This is a genomic window from Pacificispira sp. HM-600, from assembly GCF_977993705.1.
In genome coordinates this window covers 2,943,764-2,962,828 of the sequence record NZ_OZ388079.1, presented here as the reverse complement: position 1 = coordinate 2,962,828, position 19,065 = coordinate 2,943,764, and the positions used below count along the sequence as shown (strand labels likewise).

16 protein-coding genes are annotated in these 19,065 nt (G+C 69.9%); 8 read left to right on the top strand and 8 right to left on the bottom strand.

What is annotated here, in order from left to right; genetic code table 11:
* Positions 1-61 precede the first annotated feature (61 nt).
* From ACXZ1E_RS14185 to ACXZ1E_RS14160, 6 genes are all read left to right on the top strand, one after another.
* Complete coding sequence (locus ACXZ1E_RS14185) at positions 62-1,528, top strand: glycerophosphoryl diester phosphodiesterase membrane domain-containing protein (RefSeq protein ID WP_458041103.1); 1,467 nt, start codon at positions 62-64, stop codon at positions 1,526-1,528.
* Positions 1,525-2,184: a DUF4129 domain-containing protein gene (locus tag ACXZ1E_RS14180; RefSeq protein ID WP_458041102.1), complete on the top strand. Its 660-nt coding sequence runs from the start codon at positions 1,525-1,527 to the stop codon at positions 2,182-2,184. Before ACXZ1E_RS14185 ends, ACXZ1E_RS14180 begins: the two co-directional genes overlap by 4 nt.
* A complete protein-coding gene (locus ACXZ1E_RS14175) occupies positions 2,184-3,428 on the top strand; it encodes a DUF4350 domain-containing protein (protein ID WP_458041101.1) in 1,245 nt (414 codons plus the stop codon). The genes ACXZ1E_RS14180 and ACXZ1E_RS14175 overlap by 1 nt, the downstream gene beginning before the upstream one ends.
* A 20-nt stretch (positions 3,429-3,448) precedes the next feature.
* Complete coding sequence (locus ACXZ1E_RS14170) at positions 3,449-4,405, top strand: AAA family ATPase (protein WP_458041100.1); 957 nt, start codon at positions 3,449-3,451, stop codon at positions 4,403-4,405.
* Between the two features lie 8 nt (positions 4,406-4,413).
* Positions 4,414-5,739 (top strand): DUF58 domain-containing protein, encoded by a 1,326-nt coding sequence (locus ACXZ1E_RS14165; protein WP_458041099.1) that lies wholly within the window; start codon positions 4,414-4,416, stop codon positions 5,737-5,739.
* 158 nt (positions 5,740-5,897) lie between these two features.
* The gene (locus tag ACXZ1E_RS14160; protein WP_458041098.1) at positions 5,898-6,686 is read left to right on the top strand and encodes an aquaporin; all 789 of its coding nucleotides are present in this window, start codon (positions 5,898-5,900) and stop codon (positions 6,684-6,686) included.
* Between the two features lie 251 nt (positions 6,687-6,937).
* Here ACXZ1E_RS14160 and katG read toward each other — a convergent pair whose 3' ends face one another.
* The 3 genes from katG to ACXZ1E_RS14145 form a co-directional block, all read right to left on the bottom strand.
* Positions 6,938-9,262: a catalase/peroxidase HPI gene (gene katG, locus ACXZ1E_RS14155; protein ID WP_458041097.1), complete on the bottom strand. Its 2,325-nt coding sequence runs from the start codon at positions 9,260-9,262 to the stop codon at positions 6,938-6,940.
* A gap of 68 nt (positions 9,263-9,330) precedes the next feature.
* Positions 9,331-9,813, bottom strand: coding sequence for a Fur family transcriptional regulator (locus ACXZ1E_RS14150; RefSeq protein ID WP_458041096.1), 483 nt, complete (start codon positions 9,811-9,813; stop codon positions 9,331-9,333).
* Positions 9,814-9,885: 72 nt separating this feature from the next.
* On the bottom strand, positions 9,886-10,881 hold the full coding sequence (locus ACXZ1E_RS14145; protein WP_458041095.1) for a stage II sporulation protein M: 996 nt from the start codon (positions 10,879-10,881) through the stop codon (positions 9,886-9,888).
* 17 nt (positions 10,882-10,898) lie between these two features.
* Here ACXZ1E_RS14145 and ACXZ1E_RS14140 point away from each other — a divergent pair, with 17 nt between their 5' ends.
* Complete coding sequence (locus tag ACXZ1E_RS14140) at positions 10,899-11,756, top strand: RDD family protein (protein WP_458041094.1); 858 nt, start codon at positions 10,899-10,901, stop codon at positions 11,754-11,756.
* A gap of 62 nt (positions 11,757-11,818) precedes the next feature.
* On the opposite strand, the gene ACXZ1E_RS14135 is transcribed toward ACXZ1E_RS14140, so the two are convergent.
* Positions 11,819-12,025 (bottom strand): DUF3499 family protein, encoded by a 207-nt coding sequence (locus tag ACXZ1E_RS14135; protein ID WP_036297937.1) that lies wholly within the window; start codon positions 12,023-12,025, stop codon positions 11,819-11,821.
* A 140-nt stretch (positions 12,026-12,165) separates the two neighbouring features.
* Between ACXZ1E_RS14135 and ACXZ1E_RS14130 the strand changes: the two genes are divergently transcribed.
* Positions 12,166-12,612 carry a metallopeptidase family protein gene (locus ACXZ1E_RS14130; RefSeq protein ID WP_458041093.1) on the top strand — a complete coding sequence of 149 codons (447 nt, stop codon included), beginning with the start codon at positions 12,166-12,168 and terminating at the stop codon, positions 12,610-12,612.
* Positions 12,613-12,651: 39 nt separating this feature from the next.
* Here ACXZ1E_RS14130 and ACXZ1E_RS14125 read toward each other — a convergent pair whose 3' ends face one another.
* From ACXZ1E_RS14125 to manA, 4 genes are all read right to left on the bottom strand, one after another.
* The gene (locus tag ACXZ1E_RS14125; RefSeq protein WP_458041092.1) at positions 12,652-14,055 is read right to left on the bottom strand and encodes a DUF5719 family protein; all 1,404 of its coding nucleotides are present in this window, start codon (positions 14,053-14,055) and stop codon (positions 12,652-12,654) included.
* Complete coding sequence (locus tag ACXZ1E_RS14120) at positions 14,052-17,219, bottom strand: glycosyltransferase (RefSeq protein WP_458041091.1); 3,168 nt, start codon at positions 17,217-17,219, stop codon at positions 14,052-14,054. Before ACXZ1E_RS14120 ends, ACXZ1E_RS14125 begins: the two co-directional genes overlap by 4 nt.
* 57 nt (positions 17,220-17,276) lie before the next feature.
* The gene (locus ACXZ1E_RS14115; protein WP_458041090.1) at positions 17,277-17,597 is read right to left on the bottom strand and encodes a WhiB family transcriptional regulator; all 321 of its coding nucleotides are present in this window, start codon (positions 17,595-17,597) and stop codon (positions 17,277-17,279) included.
* Positions 17,598-17,755: 158 nt separating this feature from the next.
* Positions 17,756-18,928: a mannose-6-phosphate isomerase, class I gene (manA, locus tag ACXZ1E_RS14110; protein ID WP_458041089.1), complete on the bottom strand. Its 1,173-nt coding sequence runs from the start codon at positions 18,926-18,928 to the stop codon at positions 17,756-17,758.
* Positions 18,929-19,065: the final 137 nt, after the last annotated feature.

Here is a 19,065-nt window from a genome sequence, read left to right as displayed (position 1 = left end):
CTTCTGCGACGGAGTGTCGTGCGCGGCCCGAGCGCGGCCGGTACCCACAGAGTAGTCGACAGTGCCCGGACGTGGACTGCACACCGCCTGCACGCCCGCCGATACGTCGCCGGGAGCGTGTGACACGATGGATGGTGCCACCACCGGCGCCGGGTCTGACATCCGCGCCGCCGAGCGCCTACGGAGGACTCAGATGAGCGCCCAGCAAGCGTGGACGCCCGCGCCGCGACCCGGGATCATTCCGCTGCATCCGCTCGGGTTCGGCACGATCCTCGGGCGGTCCTTCGCGGCCCTCCGGCACAACCCCGCGGTATTGTTCGGCTTCGCGCTCGGTGTGCAGTCGATCGCCTTCATCATCCTGCTCGTCGGTGTCGGCGGTATCGGATGGCTCACCTTCTCGCGCCTCGACACGCTGCGTGAAGGCACGGAGGAGTTCGACGCGGTACTCGCTGGTTCGGCCCTGATCACGGGTCTGGCCGCATTCGTCCTCGGCCTGCTCGCGACCGCACTGCAGGTGATCGTCCAGGCCGTCGTCGTCGGCGAGGTATCGCACGCCGTCGTCGCCGAGAAGCTGCGGCTCAGGGCGCTCTGGCGTCACGTACGCCCGAGCCTCGGCCGGCTCCTCGGATACGCCGCGCTGCTCCTCGTCGCGATCGGCGTTCTCGTGGCGGCTGTCACGGCGGCGATCATCGCCGTCGGCGTCGTCGTTCATCCGGCCGTCGCGATCGCGCTGACCGTGCTTGTGATCCTGGGCGCGATTCCCCTGACGCTGTGGCTGAATACCAAGCTGCTGCTCGTGCCGAGCATCCTGATCCTCGAGCGAATGACGATCCGGGCGGCCGTCGCCCGATCGTGGGTGCTCGTGCGGGGGCGCTTCTGGGCCGCGCTCGGCGTGATCGTCATCATCTCTTTGCTGTTCGGCACGATCTCGCAGTTCGTCAGCCTGCCCCTGTCGTTCCTCAGCTCTGGGCTCACGACGATCTTCGCGCCGACGGGCGAGCCCAACGCCGGGGCGGTCATCGCGATCGTCGTCACGGTCGTGCTGACCTACGTCATCACCCTCGCCATCCAGGCCGTGGGTCTCGTGGTGCAGTCCACGGCGAGCGTGCTGATCTACATCGACTGTCGGATGCGGCGCGAGGGTCTCGACATCGAGCTCATGCGCTACGTCGACCGCCGCGATGCCGGCGATGACTCGCTGCCCGACCCATGGCGTCCGCGCGCGGGTGGACCACCCTCCGCGCCCCCGGCTGGGTCCGCATGGGGCCCGCCTGCGTACGGAGCGCCGCAGCCGTATCCCGCCCAGCCTCCGTATCCGGGGCAACCGCCGTATCCGGGGCAACCGCCGTACGGTGGGCGGCAGCCCTACCCCGCCCCGCCGTCCGCTCCCCCGCAGCCGTATCCGGCTCAGCCTCCCTACGCCGCACCACAGCAGCCCCCGCCCGCGCCGCCCGCGCCTCGAGATGCCCGCACCTGGGCCCCGCCGATCGCGGGCGACGGGGACTCCGACCCGCGACCGCCGTCGTGAGGGCGCTGGATTTCCCTCTCATTCCTGACGGCGCCGAGGGGCGAGAGTGGGCGGAGCGTGAACTCGCCGATCCGCGCTACGCCGCGGCCGAGCCGACGCCGCTCGATCGACTCGCCCAGGCCGTCGGCGAGTTTCTCGAATCACTGTTCGGCGCGGGGGGGCCGGCGGGTCTCGGTCCCGCCGTGCTCGTCGGGCTCGCCCTCCTCGCGATAGCCCTGATCGTCGTCGCCTTCGTGATCTGGGGCCGCCCCCGGCTCTCGCGGCAGACGTCGGCGGCCGCCCCTCTGTTCGGCGAGGACGATGCGCGCTCGAGCGCGGATCTGCGGCGAGAAGCATCCGCGCGTGCCGCCGCCGAGGATTGGGATGCGGCCATCGTGCTGCTCTTCCGTGCCCTGGCCCGCTCGATCATCGACCGAGGCATCGTTCCTGCGCGGCCGGGCGCGACGGCGCAGTCGTTCGCCCGCTCCGCGGCCCGCGCCTTCCCGGAGCTCGGCGGCGCGCTGGTCGATGCGGCATCCGTCTTCGATGACGTGCGTTACCTGCGGCGCCCCGGTTCCTCACACGACTACGACCGCGTCGCGGCGACCGCTGCCGCGGTCGAAGCGGCCCGACCACGACGTGACGAGCTCACAGTTGCGGCGGGACAGCGCGGATGATGCCAGATACACGCACCTTCGGTCCCGCGTCTCTGGCGGGACCGGACGCGACAGAAGAGCGGCTGCCGTCCGGCCCTCCCGGCGCGAGACGGCGCCGCGCGCCCGCCTGGGCCGTGATTGCCGCGTTCCTGATCCTGGTGGGTATCGCCGCGGCTCTGCTGTCGGGAATCGGAACGTGGACCGAGCGCGACCGCCTCGACCCCGAGAGCGTCGGCCCCGGCGGTACCGCCGCGCTCGTGGAGATCCTGCGGGAGCGGGGCGTCGACGTCACTGTCACGCGTGACCGCGACGAGACGATGCGCGCCCTCGATGAGGCGCCTGCCACCCTGGTCATGGCGGACTCGCCGATCCTCAGCGACGACGCGCTGCGGGCGATCTTCGACGCGGCGAACGACGTCGTCCTGATCGATCCTCGAACGCGCGGCGTAGAGATGCTCTTTCCCGGAGCAACCGCCAGCGGCTTCGCGCCCGCCCTGACCGTCGAGCCGGATTGTCAAACGGATGCCGCAGTCCGTGCGGGCTCCGTGATGCCCGGGCGGCTGCTCGAGCCGGGGACATCCGATGCCGTCGCGTGTTACCCAGCGGGCGACGGTTTCGGCCTTCTCACGAGCGCGGACGGGGAAAGTCGCGCCGCAGCATTCGACGGTCTCGACCTGATCACCAATGAAAACCTTGCCGCGGACGGGAACGCCGCTCTCGCCCTCAACCTGATGGGGCGGTTACCGAACCTCGTCTGGTACGTGCCATCCCTCACCGACAGCGACGTCGCTACCGAGCCCACCCTCGGCGAGCTGACCCCCGGATGGGTCACCCCGGCCATCGTGCTGCTCGGGGCGAGCGTGCTTGCCGCCGCGCTGTGGCGCGGCCGTCGGTTCGGGCCGCTCGTCCTCGAACGCCTACCCGTGACGGCCCGGGCGAGCGAAACGATGGAGGGTCGCGGTCGTCTCTACGAATCGAGCCGGGACGCCCTGCACGCCGCGGACTCTCTGCGACTCGGCACGCTGGAGCGTCTCCGGCGGGCCCTCGCGTTGCCGCCCGCGGCGAGCGCAACCGATATCGCCGATGCATCCGCCCGCCTCACCGCTCTCCCCCACCAGGACGCCAGACGCCTGCTGATCGAGGACGAACCGCGTGGCGAACGCGAGCTGATCGCGCTGAGTGACGGCTTGCGGGCGCTCGAAGCATCCGTCGCCCACCGAATCCGGGGCGCGGGCGAAACCCGACCGGAGCAGACAAATAAATGACCATGAATGAGGGAGAACGGATGAGCGACGACGCCCTGCGGGAGTCGATGAACCGCGTACGCGAAGAAGTAGGCAAGGCGGTCGTCGGTCAGGACGGAGCCGTCACCGGCCTGCTCATCGCGCTGCTCGCCCGCGGCCACGTGCTGCTCGAGGGGGTTCCCGGTGTCGCCAAGACACTGCTCGTGCGCTCGTTCAGCCGAGCGCTCGGGCTGGAAACCACGCGCATCCAGTTCACGCCCGACCTGATGCCGGGCGATGTCTCGGGGTCGCTCGTCTACGACGCCCGCGCCGGTGAGTTCGAATTCCGTGAGGGCCCGGTGTTCACGCATGTGCTGCTCGCCGACGAGATCAACCGCACACCCCCGAAGACGCAATCGGCTCTTCTCGAGGCGATGGAAGAACGTCAAGTGTCGGCAGATGGCGTCACGCGCCCCCTGCCCGACCCGTTCCTGGTCGCGGCGACGCAGAACCCCGTCGAGCACGACGGCACCTACACACTCCCCGAGGCACAGCTCGACCGCTTCCTGCTGAAGCTCGTGATCGAGGCGCCCGACCGCGATGCCGAGGTGTCGGTCCTCCGTCGCCACGCGGCGGGATTCTCGCCGCGTGATCTCGAGGCCGCGGGGGTCGAGCCCACGGTGACGATCGCCGATGTGCACGCCGCTCAGAGGGCCGCGGCCGCCGTCGCCGCGACCGACGAGATGCTGGCGTACGTGGTCGACCTCGCCCGCGCCACGCGGTCGAGCCCGTCGGTGGAGCTCGGAGCAAGCCCGCGAGCGTCCACGGCTCTGCTCGCGGCGGCGAAGGCTTGGGCGTGGCTCGGCGGCTACCCGGCGATCACGCCCGACCACGTGCAGACGATGCTCGTTCCCGTGTGGCGGCACCGCGTGCGGCTGCGGACCGAGGCCGAGATCGAGGGGGTGACGGCCGACGCGATCCTTCGCCAGGTCGTGCAGCAGACCCCCGTACCGCTCTAGGGTTCGCCGTGTTCGTCACCGGACGTCTCGCGGTTCTCGTCGGCCTCGGCGTGGTGCCCGTCATCCTGCTCTCGCTCGCCGCGAACGCCGGCAATGCGGGTGCCGTCGCCTGGGCAGCGGTCGCCGGCTGGCTCCTGCTGTGCGTCGTCGCGGCGATCGCGGATGCTTCGGCCGCGGCCGACCCGCGTGCCGTTCGCGTCGAGCGCGATACGCCGGGTCGCGCCCGTCTCGGCATCCCGGTGCGGGCGTCGGTCACCGTTGCGGCCACGGGACGACGACGCCTGCGCGGTCTGCTGCGCGACGGGTGGGAGCCGACGGCGGGCGCTGAACCCGCGCGTCACCGCCTCGACATCCCGCCGGGCGAGAGCCGCACGCTGCCGGTGACGTTCCTCCCGAGGCGACGCGGCGAGCGACGCACGGCGTTCGTCGCGGTGCGCAGTCTCGGTCCTCTCGGCCTCGCGGGCCGGCAGGCCGTCACCCCCGCGCCGGCATCGCTGCGCATCCTGCCCTCTTTCCACGCGAGCCGGCACCTGCCCTCTCGGCTCGCGCGCCTGCGTGAGCTCGACGGAAGCACGAGTGTTCAGGTCCGCGGCCAGGGCACCGAGTTCGACTCCCTGCGCGAGTACGTCTGGGGCGACGATGTCCGCTCCATCGACTGGCGCGCCACCGCTCGGGCGAAAACGACCATGCTGCGCACGTGGCGACCCGAACGCGACCGGCACGTTGTCATCGTGATCGACACGGGGCGCACGTCCGCCGCCCGCGTGGGTGATGGCACGCGGCTGGATGCCGCGATGGAGTCGGCCCTGCTGCTGGCCGCCCTCGCCGACCGGGCGGGCGACCACGTGCACCTGCTCATGTTCGACCGGGTCGTCCGCGCCCGGGTGACCGGCGTCCGTGGCACCCGACTCTTACCGGCGCTCGTGGATGCCATGGCCGGCGTCGAACCGCAGCTGATCGATACGGACTGGGATGCGGCTCTTGCCGGGGCCTCGCGACTGACGTCGCACGCGTCGCTCGTCGTGCTGCTCACCGCCCTCGATGCGGCCAGCGCGAGCCGCACCCTGCTCGCGCGGCTCCCGGCCGTGACGGCGCGGGGCCGCGTTCTGGTCGGCGCGGTGACGGACGTGATGATCGAACAGACCGCGGCGAAACGTGAACGAAGCGATGACCTCTGGATCGCCGCGGCGGCCGAACGCACTCTGCTCGAGACACGCCGTCTCAGCGATGCGTTGACGCGGCTGGGAGCAGAGGCGATCCTGCGCGGACCGGACGAGCTGCCCCCGCAGATCGCGGACCGATACCTCGCACTCAAGGCGGCCGGCCGACTCTAGGCATCCGTTCCTCCCCCGCGAACGGACGGGACCCGCCGCGCGCTCGCCCCACGACGCGGCGTGTCGCGACCGTTCGGGGCGGCGACGTTTGCGCGCGCGGCTCTCGCGCCGGGCGAACCCGCGCCGCTACGCTCGGCACGAGAAGAGAGGAGTCCGCCATGACGGAACCCGCAAACACCCCCTCCACCGCGACAAAACTCGCCGCAGAAGCGCTCGGAACGTTCCTGCTCGTGTTCGGATCGATCGGCACGGCCCTATTCGCCGCCAACTTCGGAATCAGCGATAACGGAACACCCCTCGGCGTCGGTTTCATCGGCGTCTCGCTCGCCTTCGGCCTGACCCTCATGGCCGGCATCTATGCCTGGGGCCCGATCTCGGGCGGTCATTTCAACCCGGCCGTGACGCTCGGACTCGCCGCATCCGGTCGATTCGAGTGGAAGAACGCACCCGGCTACATCATCGCTCAGCTCGTCGGCGGGGCCGTCGGCACGACGCTGATCGTCCTGATCGGACTGTTCGGGCCGGACGGGTGGCTGCAGGGCGCCCAGGACGGAGGGTTCGCCAGCAACGGCTTCGCCGAGAATTCACCGGGTGGCTTCGGAATCGGCGCGGCAATCATCGCCGAGGTTCTCTTCACGGCGATCTTCGTGATGGTCATCCTCGGGGTCACGCACGCCTCGCGCGGTACGGGTCCGGCCATGGCTGGTCTCTCGATCGGCCTGACGCTCACCTTCGTCCACCTCGCATCCATCCCCATCGACAACACCTCGGTCAACCCGGCCCGCTCGATCGCCACGGCGATCTACGGGGGCGGCGATGCCCTCGCGCAGCTGTGGGTCTTCATCGTGTTCCCGCTCGTGGGTGGCTTGATCGCCGGGTTCGCCCACCGGGCGCTGTTCGAGCCGAAGCCCGCCTTCCCGGCGCAGGCAGAGGCCCGCACGCGGTAGTACGCGCCGAGTTCGAAACGGGTGCCCGTCATCGCCCACCCGTTGACTCGAACGCAGCCAAAGTGGGAGACGCCTCAGACGCGTGTCCCACTTTGGCCTCGGAATGATCACGCTATTGCGGGAGCAAGTGGGACACAGCCCCCGAAAATCGGGACATCAGGATGTCGGATGTCTGATGTCGGTCGGCGGACACCGTCGCCGAGCACTGCGGCCCGCCCCGAAAGGGGCGGGCCGCAGTCGTTCCCAACGGATCAGACCAGGTCGAACCGGTCGAGCTCGGTGACCTTGCCCCACGCGGCGACGAAGTCGCGGACGAACTTCTCGTGCGCGTCGTCCGAGGCATAGACCTCGGCCAGGGCACGCAGCTCGGAGTTCGATCCGAACAGCAGGTCGACGCGGGTGCCGCGGCCGAAGACCTCGTCCGTTCCGTCGATGCGCCCCTCGAACGCGTGCGAGCCCGGGTCGAGCGGCTTCCACGTCTTGCCGAGGTCGAGCAGGTTGGCGAAGAAGTCGTTCGTCAGGACACCTGGCCGCTCCGTAAAGACACCGTAGGCGGAGTCGTCCCAGTTCGCGCCAAGGACGCGCAGCCCACCGACCAGCACGGTCATCTCGGGAGCCGTCAGCGTGAGCAGGTTGGCGCGGTCGATCAGGTGGTACTCGGCCGGCATCGGCGCGAGCGGTCCCTGATAGTTCCGGAATCCGTCCGCCGCGGGCTCGAGATAGGCGAACGATTCGGCATCCGTCTGCTCCTGCGTCGCGTCGGTGCGCCCCGGGTGGAACGTGACCTCGGCGTCGACGCCAGCATCCTTCGCCGCCTTCTCAACACCCGCGTTGCCCGCGAGCACGATCAGGTCCGCGAGCGAAACCTTCTTGCCGTCGGCACGGCCATCGTTGAAGGATGCCTGGACACCCTCGAGCACCCCGAGCACACGTGCCAGCTGCTCCGGCTTGTTGACGCCCCAGTCCTTCTGCGGTGCGAGACGCACGCGGGCGCCGTTGACGCCGCCGCGCTTGTCACTGCCGCGGAAGGTGGATGCCGCGGCCCAGGTGGTCGCGACGAGTTCTGCAACCGTGAGGCCCGACTCGAGGATCTGTGCCTTGAGTGCAGCAGCGTCCGCGGCACCGATCAGCACGTGGTCGACCGCGGGCACGGGGTCCTGCCAGATGAGCTCTTCGGCCGGAACCTCGGGTCCGAGGTAGCGGGCGATCGGCCCCATGTCGCGGTGCGTGAGCTTGAACCAGGCGCGCGCGAAGGCATCGCCGAAGGCCTCCGGGTCTTCGAGGAAGCGGCGCGAGATCGGTCCGTACTCCGGGTCCATCCGCAGGGCGAGGTCGCTCGTCAGCATGCGCGGTTCGCGGCGCTTCGACGAATCGTGGGCGAGGGGAACCATGTCGGCCCCGCCGCCGTTGATCGGACGCCACTGGTGTCCGCCACCGGGGCTCTTCATGAGCTCCCAGTCGTACGCGAACAGGATGTGGAAGAACTCGTTGTCCCAGCGAGTCGGGTGGTACGTCCACGTCACCTCGAGGCCCGACGTGATCGTGTCGTCGCCCTTGCCCGTGCCGAAGGTGTTCTTCCAGCCGAGGCCCTGGTTCTCGAGGCCCGCGGCCTCGGGGTTGTCCTCGACGTTCGTGTCGGGGGCCGCGCCGTGCGTCTTGCCGAACGTGTGTCCGCCGGCGATGAGCGCGACGGTCTCTTCGTCGTTCATTCCCATGCGCCCGAAGGTCTCGCGGATGTCGCGGGCCGAGGCGAGCGGGTCCGGATTGCCGTTGGGACCCTCCGGGTTGACGTAGATCAACCCCATCTGCACGGCCGCGAGCGGCTTCTCGAGCTCGCGGTCACCCTCGTAGCGCTCGTCGGCGAGCCACGTGGTCTCGGGACCCCAGTACACGTCGTCGTCCGGCTCCCACACGTCGGTACGCCCGCCGCCGAAACCGAAGGTTTCGAAGCCCATGGTCTCGAGCGCGACGTTACCGGCGAGGATCATCAGGTCGCCCCACGAGAGGCTCTGCCCGTACTTCTTCTTCACGGGCCACAGCAGGCGCCGAGCCTTGTCGAGGCTGACGTTGTCGGGCCAGCTGTTCAGGGGCGCAAAACGCTGCTGTCCCGTGCCGCCGCCGCCGCGACCGTCGGTCGCGCGGTACGTGCCGGCCGAGTGCCACGCCATGCGGATCATCAGGGGTCCGTAGTTGCCGAAGTCGGCGGGCCACCACGGCTGGCTGTTCGTCAGCGTCTCGGCGATGTCGGCTTTGACCGCGGCGAGGTCGAGTGAGGCGAACGCCGTGCGGTAGTCGAAGTCGGCGCCCAGCGGGTCGCGCATCGACGAGTGCTTCGCGAGGATCTTGAGGTTCAACTGGTTCGGCCACCACACGCGGTTGGCAGACCCCGTCGTCGGGTGAGGCTGCGACTGCTGCCCTCCGTGAATCACGGGGCAGCTGGCGTCGTCCGGGTTCGGGCTCGGGCGCGTCTCGCCATCCTCGCGCTCGTCTACGGGCGTGTCGATGTCGGTGACGGACTGGTCGGTGCCGGTCGGGTCGTTTCCGATACCCGTGGTGGTGTCGTCGGTGTCGCTCATGTTCTTTCCTTCCTCAGGGATTCGTTGCGGGCTTTGCGAAGCTTGTGGGATTCAGGGGGCTGCGGGATTCAGGAATTTTCGGATGCGACGGGCACCGTGGCGACTCCACCGGCACCGGCTGCGCAGTCGGGACAGACGCCCCAGTACGTCACCTCGGCGGCGTGCACGGCGAAACCATGGGTGTCGGACGGCGTGAGGCAGGGAGCTTCACCGACGGCACAGTCGACGTCAGCGACCGCTCCGCACTCCGTGCAGATCACGTGATGATGGTTGTCATCCACGCGCAGCTCGAACAGCCCCGGCCGCCCGGCGGGCTCGATGCGACGAACCAGACCCGCGTCCACGAAGTCGCCGAGGGCGTTGTAGACCGACTGCAAGCTCGTCTGCGGCACAGACAGGGTGACGATCTGGAAGACGGCGTCCGCGCTCGCGTGCGGGCTGACCCGCAGGGCTTCCACGACCGCTCTCCGCGGATCCGTCACCCGGAGTCCGGCGCGCCGGATGAGCTCTGCAGCTGCCATCCCGTTCGGGAGAAGGGCGGTTGAACTCATCCCCCCAGTCTAGCGTCCAGTTTTGATTCGCTCAAAAAAGCGGCCGATGAAGATCAGGTGAACGAATGCCTCTCACGCCGACACGAGTACCGTTGCGCCCGCTTCGGACTCCGACAGGTCGCCGGTCTCGCCGGCGCGCGCCGCGCGGCCCCCGACGAAGACCATGTAGAAGACGAACGCACCCAGCGCCAGGGCCCCGATACCGATCTTCACGACCCACGGCCACGGCTGCGCCGTGACGAAGCCCTCGATGATCCCCGACACCAGTAGGGCCAACAACAGCCCGATCGCGACGGTGGCCAACGATCTGCCGGCGGACGCGAGCGCCTCGAGGCGCGTCCTCGGCCCGGGCGCGATCCAGGCCCAGAAGATGTGCAGCCCCGCGGCTCCCGCAACGAAGATGCACGTCAATTCGAGCAGCCCGTGCGGGAGGATGAACAGCACGAACACATCGCCGCGCTCGAATGCGAACATCACGGCGGCGGCCGTTCCCACCCCCACCGCGTTCTGGATCAGCACCATGACGGGCCAGAACCCGGTGACCCCGAACAGGACGCTCTGCGCGGCGATCCACGCGTTGTTCGTCCAGACCGTCCCCGCAAATACCGCCGCGGGATTCTCGGAGTAGTAGCTCGTGAACTCTTCTTCCGCGTAGTACTGCAGCCCCGCCCGGTCACCGAGAGCCGCGACAAGGGCGGGATCGCCGGCCACCCATGCGGCGACGATCGCCACCACCGCGACGAAGAGGGCGGCGATGACGAGTGTCGTCCAGCGCACCCGATACAGAGCCGCGGGTAGCTGAAGGGCGAAGAATCGTGGCAGCGCTCGCAAGGGGTTCGCGCTCGCCCGCGTCAGGCGCAGCCGGGCCGCGGCGAGCAGGGTCGAGACGACGTCACCCTGGGGTGCGCGCCCCGCGGTGGATTTGATCTCGGCGAGATCGGCCGAAGCGGATTGGTAGCGTGCGACGAGCTCATCGGCTTCCGCGCCGGTCAAGCGACGCCGTGCCGAGAGCTCGCCGAGCCGTTGCCATTCGGCTGCCCGTGCGGCCGCCAACGCGTCGAGGTCCACGCGCCTAAACTACCCGCATGACGCCTCGCCCCTCTCCGGAGGCCATCCACATGGCCACCCATCTGGCCGAGGACGAAGTGCTCACCGGTGAGGCCGTCGCCCTCGACGTCCAGCCGACCGGCGTACTGCTTCGGGCGGTCGGCGCCGTGATCGACATCCTCTTGGCGACCGTGCTGATGGTCGCGGCACTGCTGATCATCACGGGCCCGCTCGCGCCGTTGCTGCCCGAGGGTGCTCAGCAGATGACGCTGATCGTCACGCTCGTTCTCCTGCTCGTCGTGCTTCCGACCGCCGTCGAGGCAACGACGCGCGGACGGAGCCTCGGGCGCCTGGCTGTGGGAACACGCATCGTGAGATCGGATGGCGGGGCCTCTGGATTCCGTCAGGCCCTGATCCGAGCCCTCGTCGGCGTGCTGGAGATCTACTTCACCCTCGGCGTCGTGGCGGTCCTCGCCGGCGCGTTCACTCCGCGATCGCAGCGCCTGGGCGATCTGCTCGCGGGAACGTATTCGCAGAGAACCCGTGTGGCTCCCCTGCCGCCCCCGCTTCCGCCGGTACCCCCGACGCTCGATCAGTGGGCATCCGTCGTGGACGTCGCGCGCCTCCCGGATCGGCTCTCGCGGCGGCTCGCACAATTTCTGCTGCAGGCACCCAGAATGGCCCCCGCGGCGCGTCACCGTATCGCGGAAGAACTGCGTGATGAGGTTTCCGCTTTCGTCCACCCGATGCCGAACGCCGACCCCCTCACGGCCCTCTTCGGAATCGCGGCGGCGCGGCGCAACCGGGAGCTGCGCGCCCTGAAAGCTCAGGATGACCGCAGGGTTGAGCTCGCGCCCATCCTCGAGCGCGTTCCCCCCGGCTTTCCCCGCCGCTGACGCACCGAACCCACGCGCAGCGCAGGCCGGCACAGCAAGCGCGCGAAAGATACCCGCCGCGCTCAGGCGCGGAGTGTTTCGTGACGCACGACGACCCAGCCCTTGGGTACCGACATCCGCTCGGTGTGAATGGCGCACAGGTCATGCGCGTGAGGATCATCGGCGGCACCGAGGGGTCCCAGAGCAGCCATCTGGTCGCCGTAGTCGTAGGTCAGCGTCGAGATGGCCTCGCGGGCGCAGCCCACTTTCGAGCAGAGTCTTCCATGCATCGACGTCAGCGTAGTCGGGTGGTTGGCCACCCCGGCCGCGGCGCGCGGAGCCCGTGCAGACGAGCGGCGCGACGCGTGGTCCGGATGCCTGGTCTCGGGCCGACGCGGATGCACCCCGGGCATCGGCCTAAGATCGAGGCATGATCGCTCGGCGAGGAAAGTCTGCGCGCGGCGGCGATCCCGGGCCGCGCCCGGATCGCCACGGGCGGCACGGCCGGCAGGGCCGGAGCCCCGTCGTACGGCCACCGATCGGACCGCTCGACACCAGATTCGAGCGTTTCGACATCGCGGTCGGTGCGGCATCCGATTTTCTCCGCTCCGCGTGGCCCGAACTGCGCGACGTCGAATTCCACATCGGTCATATGCCCGCCGAGCCGCACGAAGACGGTATCCCGCGCTGGCACATCGATCGCGAAGCGCGGCGGATCATACTTTTCCGCATTCCCATAGAGCGCCTGGCACGAACCCATCGGGACGATGAGCTCCACCGTCGCATGATGATCGAGGGCAACGTCTTTCGAGCCGCCGCCGAGTATCTCGATCGCGATCCGTGGGACCTCGGCCCCGAACGTTTCCGCTACTTCTGACGCGCCGGACGTACGCGCCGCATCGCCGCGCGCTCACTCTCAGGGAACGATGACGACCGCCGCCGACGCCTGCGCAGACGCGGCCACGGGATAACCCGCCAAAGCAGTCGCACCTGCATATCCAACGGAGGCGAAGACGGTTCCGGATGCTTCGATTCGCCAGACGCCCGCCGTGACGTTCACCGTCTGCGAGACACCTGCCGGAAGTGCCAGCTCGACCGGCGTGCCGCCACTCAGCGGGGTGAGCGTGACCTGTACGGATTCGGCGTCGGCCGCAACGCGGAACGTGGGCGACGCGTCCGCAGGCGCCTGCGCGACGGCCACGTGAGAGGGTTCGTCCAGTGCCGGAGATGCGGCGATCCAGGCGTTGTCACGCACACCGTCCGCGGCAGTCGAGCTCCAGCCCGCCGCGACGACGGGAGCTGAAGCTTCGACCTCGACCGTGTAGGTGCCGGCCGTCAGTCCGGGCAGGTCGAGCTCGAGCGGTACCCCCGCGCTCAAGGGAACATCGACCGGCGTGCTGGCGGGCTGCGCCGCGCCCACGGCGTAAACACGGACCGTCGCGGTGACGTCCTGGGTTGGCGCGAGCACACGCACCGAAGCGGTCGCGACGTTCCTCGCGGCCCCCTCGCCGGGTGTCGACGTGACCAGACCGACGATGACCTGGCGTTCGGCGGGCGCGGAGGTAGGCCCGGTGACATCCAGTCCGACCGGCTGAAGCGTCTGCGTCCGACTCGACTGAAGGCTTGCGGCGACGGCAGCTCCCTCCGCCTGCACCCGGACAACCGGCGCGAGCTCTCCGAGAACCAGGCCCGCAAGGGGCACCACGGCTTGCGAGCCGGCCCCGATCACGATGTCTCGCCCACCCGGAGGGGTGAGCGCCCCGCCTGAGGCGTAGACGGTGAGCTGCACGGTCGCCGGCACGTCGCCGGGGTTCGACAGGACGACGAGGTCCGCGGACCCCGTCCTCGTCGCGCCGCCGACGAGCCACGAATCGAACTGCGGTGCGGTGCACGCGGCGGCGGCGAATCCGAGCAAGTCCTCGTCCGCGACGGACGCGGATTGCGCTGCAGCCACCGCCGCCGGCATGTCGCCGGTGGGGTCGAGCCGCAACACGCGCGGCCCCTCGCCCACGGGGGCGGTCAACACGTCCTCCCGCGGCGTCCCGTCCGGCGAGCCGGACACGACGGATGCGCCGCCGGCGATAGTGACATCACCCGCGGCACCGACCGTCCGACCGGACGCGAGCAGCGGCCCCGGGCACACGGCCACGGTCTGCGACGGCGTGGGCCGATCGACGATACGAAGTGCTTCCCGCGAAACGCCGGGCACGGAGGCCCCGACCGCCGCGATGACGAGGGCGACGACCAGCACCGCGAGCAACGCACCGACGAGCACCCGCGTTCCCGTCGTCAACGCTCTGAGCCATCCCGTCGCCCTCATGCTCGGCCCTCCTCGTTCGAGGCACGCGCCGAGTCGTCGTGCGGCGCTTCATCCTGCCCGGGCTGATCGTTCTGCCGCCCGGCATCTCGATCAAACTGCTCCGGCTCGGACTGCGCCGGCTCGAGCTGCGCGGCCTCGTACTGCGAGGCTTCGGCGTGACCGGCCTCGGCATGCTCGGCCTCGGCATGCTCGGGCTCGGACTCGAGCTCTTCGGTCTCAGCGGGCACGATCTCGGGCTGCGTGCGCACCGGGTCTGGCGTCTGTTTCGGGCGGGTCCGGGGCGGACGCGCCGGACGCACGACCGACATTCCCACCAGGCGCGAACGAGACCGGGCGGCCCGGCGCGACGCGGCGGTCGGGAACGCGAGGAGCAGGGCTATGAGGACGATGATCGCCTGACCGCCGGCGATCGTTTGCTGGATGGCGACGTCCGCCCGACTGAGCGGCGCACGCGGCGCGATGTCGATGTCATCCGTGACCCGCCAGAGCTTGCCCCGCACGGTGTCACCGACGGATTCGAGCCCTGCGCGCGAGTCCAGGGAAGCGACCGCCTGAAGCGATAGAGCATCGGATGCCTCGGTCCCCGCGCCGTCGCCGAGAAGAACGAAACCGATGCCCTCGGCGGCGAGATCGCCCGCCACATCGACGACACTCGGTGACACCACCTCGGCAGACAGCGCGGCGAGGGCTTCCGCCGACGCCGTGGGCTCTGTCGCGGTGCTCAGCTGTGTCGTCTGACCGCCGAGGGTCTCACTCGCGCCCCAGACGACGCGAGCCGAAACGGCTCCATCGGCTAGGGGGGTAAGGATAAGGGTGCCGAGATCGGGGTCGTCCCGGCCGACCGCGGCCACGAACGCGGGCAGCGTGGACGAGCGACCGTTCTGCAGCGCGGCACGATCCTGAATCGTCGCGGACAGTCCGGGCAGCGACAGCACCACGACTCCCGCGACGACGACGACGACCGCCCAGGGTCGAAGGGCCCCGACGGGACGCGCGAGCGGGGTGTCCGCCGTGACGACCGCCGCCCCCACGACGCCAAGCCAGGCCAGGCTCAGGGCGCTTCCCGGCCAGAGCGCCACGGGCGTACCCACCGCGAACTGCACCACGAAACCGGCGGCGAAGAAGGCGGATGCAAGTCCCAGCACCGCGACACCCACCAGGGCTCCCCCGACGGGCCAGCGCGGAGTGCTGAGCGATAGCAGGGCGAGCACGGCGAGCGGCACCAGGGGAAGCGCGAGCCACCAGGCGTCACCAACATCGCCCGCACTGGCGCCCGTCAACCACGTCGTCCAGCCGGCGAGGTCCGGTGTCGGAAATCCACTGGCGAGCAAGGCCCGCCCGGCGACATCCGCCGCAGCCTGAGGCGCTGCCCACACCACCCCCGGGTCCGCGAAGAGGCCCCAGAGGTCGCCGTTGCGGATGCCCCGGAACCAGATCAGCGGGGCGAACATCGCAAGCGCCGGTATCGGCAACAAGGCAACGCGTGCCGCGCCCCGTCCCGCTGTGACCAGCGCGGCGAGCCAGAGAACGACAAGGGCGGGGGCGAGCGAGGGCGCACAGGCAACGACGGCGGCCAGCAGCAATGAGGCGACGCCCGCCGAGCCCCACGAGCGACGGGCCATCGCGCCCGCATAGAAGAGCCAAGGAAGAAGAAGGTGGACCGCCACGGCGGCGGGACGCCCCTGCGTCAGGGCCGTCAGGAAGGTCGGTGCGAGAGCCCACAGGGTGGCGGCGGCGATGCGGAGCCCCGAACGCTCGGTCAATCGCGTCGCGGCGAACCATCCGCCGAGCGCCGCCAGGGGGAGGGCCAGTATCCAGAGCACGACGAGGGCCATGGACGGGTTCCAGGGGGTGAGGCTGCCCAGAATCGCCACGACCGCCGCGAAGGGATCTGCGGGTCCGACGACGCCGAGGCCCAACTCACGGCGACCGTACGCAGCATCACTCCAGAGCCCCGGGAGCGTCGACGAGAGGGGAAGCAATCCCCCGCCCTCCACGCTGGTCCAGGCGAGCAGCGGGAAGAAGGCGATCGCACCGACCACGAGGGCCGCCAGCACCGTCCAGGCGCCACCGCCGGTGAAAAACCGGAGTTCGGTGCGGACATCGGCTTCGGTGGCCATGTCATCCGGATCATCGAAGCGCCGCGCCAGTTCTGATCGCGTCACGCGCAGCGGCGCGAGTCGCGACCAGGGCACGCGGATGCCGGTGGCCCGTGCCGCAGCTCGAATCCCTCCCCGCGCCCGCGCTACGGCGCCTACGCGAGCCCAGGCCAGGGCGCTCGCGCGCCACTCGCCGAGAACAGAGCCGGGCGACTTGCGGATCAGATGCAGAACCGTCCGCGCCGCGGCGAGCGGCAGGATGCTCAGCCAGATCAACGGCACGAGTCCTGGCAGCGCGTAGACGAGCCGGCGGTGCAGCTGGGCCGTCCGCGCCATGAACTCTCTCTGGCGGGTGCGCCGGCCATCGCGCGGAGTGGGCAAGCCCGCGACGCCGTCACCCGCGACGGTGACGCGCGCGGCCGGGACGAGAGCGATCCGACCGCCGATGAAGCGACTCCGGATGCCGAGATCGAGACCTTCGTCGGCCCCTTCTAGGCCGGGGTCGATGCCACCGAGCAAGTCCCAGACCGCGCGGCGCACGAGCAGACCGCGCACGTCAGCGCCGAGCGCATCCTCTGCCCCATCGTGCTGCCCCTGGTCGAGTCGCCCGTCGACGAGGCCGACGCTGCGCCCGTAGCGGGTCATCGAAACGCCGAGCGAGACGATCGCATCCGGGGCGTCCCAGGCGACGAGCTTCGGCGCGGCCGCGGCCACCGACGGCTGGACTTCGAGCGACCCCGCGAGCAGACGCAGGGCGTCGGAATCGGGGGCCGTGTCCTGGGCGAGCAGCCAGACGGCGTCAGAATCGCCGAGCCGCACGCTCGCCATCCGGACGGCGCCCGCATATCCGGTGTTGCGAGGGGCCTCGATGACGGCTTCAGCCCCAGCGGATGTCGCAAGTTCGGTCAGGCGCGGGGGTACACGACCGCAAACGACCAACGTCAGCGCATCAGGGCGGCGAGAGCCCCCTCGCAACGCCTCGAGGGTCCGTTCGAGGTGGCGAAGGGCCTGGTCGTCCGCGCCGTCGACGCGCACGACCAGAAGAGCATGAACACGGGCTGGCATGACTACGTCAGCCTAGGCGTGCTCTGCCACACCCACCGGGTGAACGCGCCGCGCGCGTCAGACCGCCCGACGCTTCAGCTTGCGGCGCTCGCGCTCGGAAAGCCCTCCCCAGATGCCGAAGCGCTCGTCGTTCGCGAGTGCGTAGTCGAGGCACTGCCCCCGCACCTCGCATGTCGTGCAGACGCGCTTGGCGTCCCGCGTGGATCCGCCCTTCTCCGGAAAGAAGGCCTCCGGATCCGTCTGCGAGCACAGCGCATCGGTCTGCCACGACAAGGGATCTTCGTCCTCGACAGGCCGTCGAACTCCCGGAACCCCCACATTAACCGGGTCGACGAACCAGTTGTCGGGAACGCCGGAACGATATTCCGTACCCGCCATTTCGTCTCCCACCTCTAGTCCCCCCACACACGCAATCGCGTAGGACTAATTACACCGTTGTCATTCGCTCCAGGTCAAGCGCGGCATCGTAAACCCTCAATCCGGAGATGAAGCTTCACGACGCGCCGCATGCTCCTCAGGTTGTCCCAAAGAACTGCTCAGCGGCCGGGCTGAGCGAAAAAGACGTCGCCCGTCCCTCCCACGCGGACCGAACCTTCGTCGGGAGTGATGAGGCAGGCGGCGCCCGGCGTCAGCACGAGTGAGCCTCCACCGCCGTGCAGCATGGGGCGCCCGCGTGTTGCGACGGCGATTGCCGGACCGACGAGCTGAACGGATGTTTCCGGTTCTGTGGCGGCTTCTCGCACCACCCGGGCGAGCGAGAAGTCCGGCACGGGCGGCGCGAAGAGCTCGACACCGGGCGCCTCCAGTTCCGGAGCGAGCAGTGCGACACGGCCGGGATGCGTGTCCAGCACGCGGAGCAGCTCCGGAACATCGACATGTTTGGGCGTCAGCCCGCCGCGCAACACGTTGTCGCTTGCGGCCATGATCTCGACGCCGAGGCCACGGAGGTAGGCGTGCGGCATTCCCGCCGGCACGAACAGCGCATCACCCTCGGCGAGCACGATGCGGTTCATCAGCAGCGCGACGACGACACCCGGATCCCCCGGATACGCCCCTTCTATCCGTTGCAGCGCGGCGAGATCGTCCGCGAACCGCGGGACGCCCCGAGTCTGCGCCGCCGCGATCAACGCGGCTGCTCCCCCGACGTCGCCCGCCAATAGCGCGCCGACGAACGACGCGATCGCGGAGCCCGCGTCGCCGCCGAGGAGGCCGGCGCGCAACCGCGCGATATCCGGATCGTCGACGCCCAGGGCATCCAGGAGTTCGACGAGTTCTTCCGCGGGCCGGAACCCGGCGAGCGCTTCGAAGTCCCCGTCGATGGCGACGATGACCTCGGGCTTGTGGTTGGCGTCCCGATAGTTGCGGTGCGGGGCATCCCGCGGCACGGACAACGCCTCTTCTCTCTCGAAACCGACGCGCGCCTGGTCGAGTGTGGGATGCGCCTGAATCGACAGGGGTGCGTCCGCGGCCAGCAGTTTGAGGAGGAACGGGAGCGGCCCGGCGATGCCCCGCTCTTTTCCTGCGTCCGCGATCCATGCGTCGAGGGTCCGACCCGAGCCGTCTTCGACGATCGCGGGAGCGCCCGGGTGATCGCCGAACCACACCTCCGCTTCTGGCGTCGTGGACGCCGGACGCCCCTGAAGGCGCGCGATGGCGTCGCGAGAGCCCCAGTCATAGCTGCGCGGGACATTTGAGAGGGGCACGAGCATGGAAACAGCCTAAATCGCGCGTGCCTCCGTCGCCGCTTCGGCTCCGCGAGAGGACTTCAGCGCGAGAAGAGGATGCCCCGAGCCCCGGAGTCCTCTCCTCACGCCGAACTCCTCAACCCGCGCGCACGATGCAGACC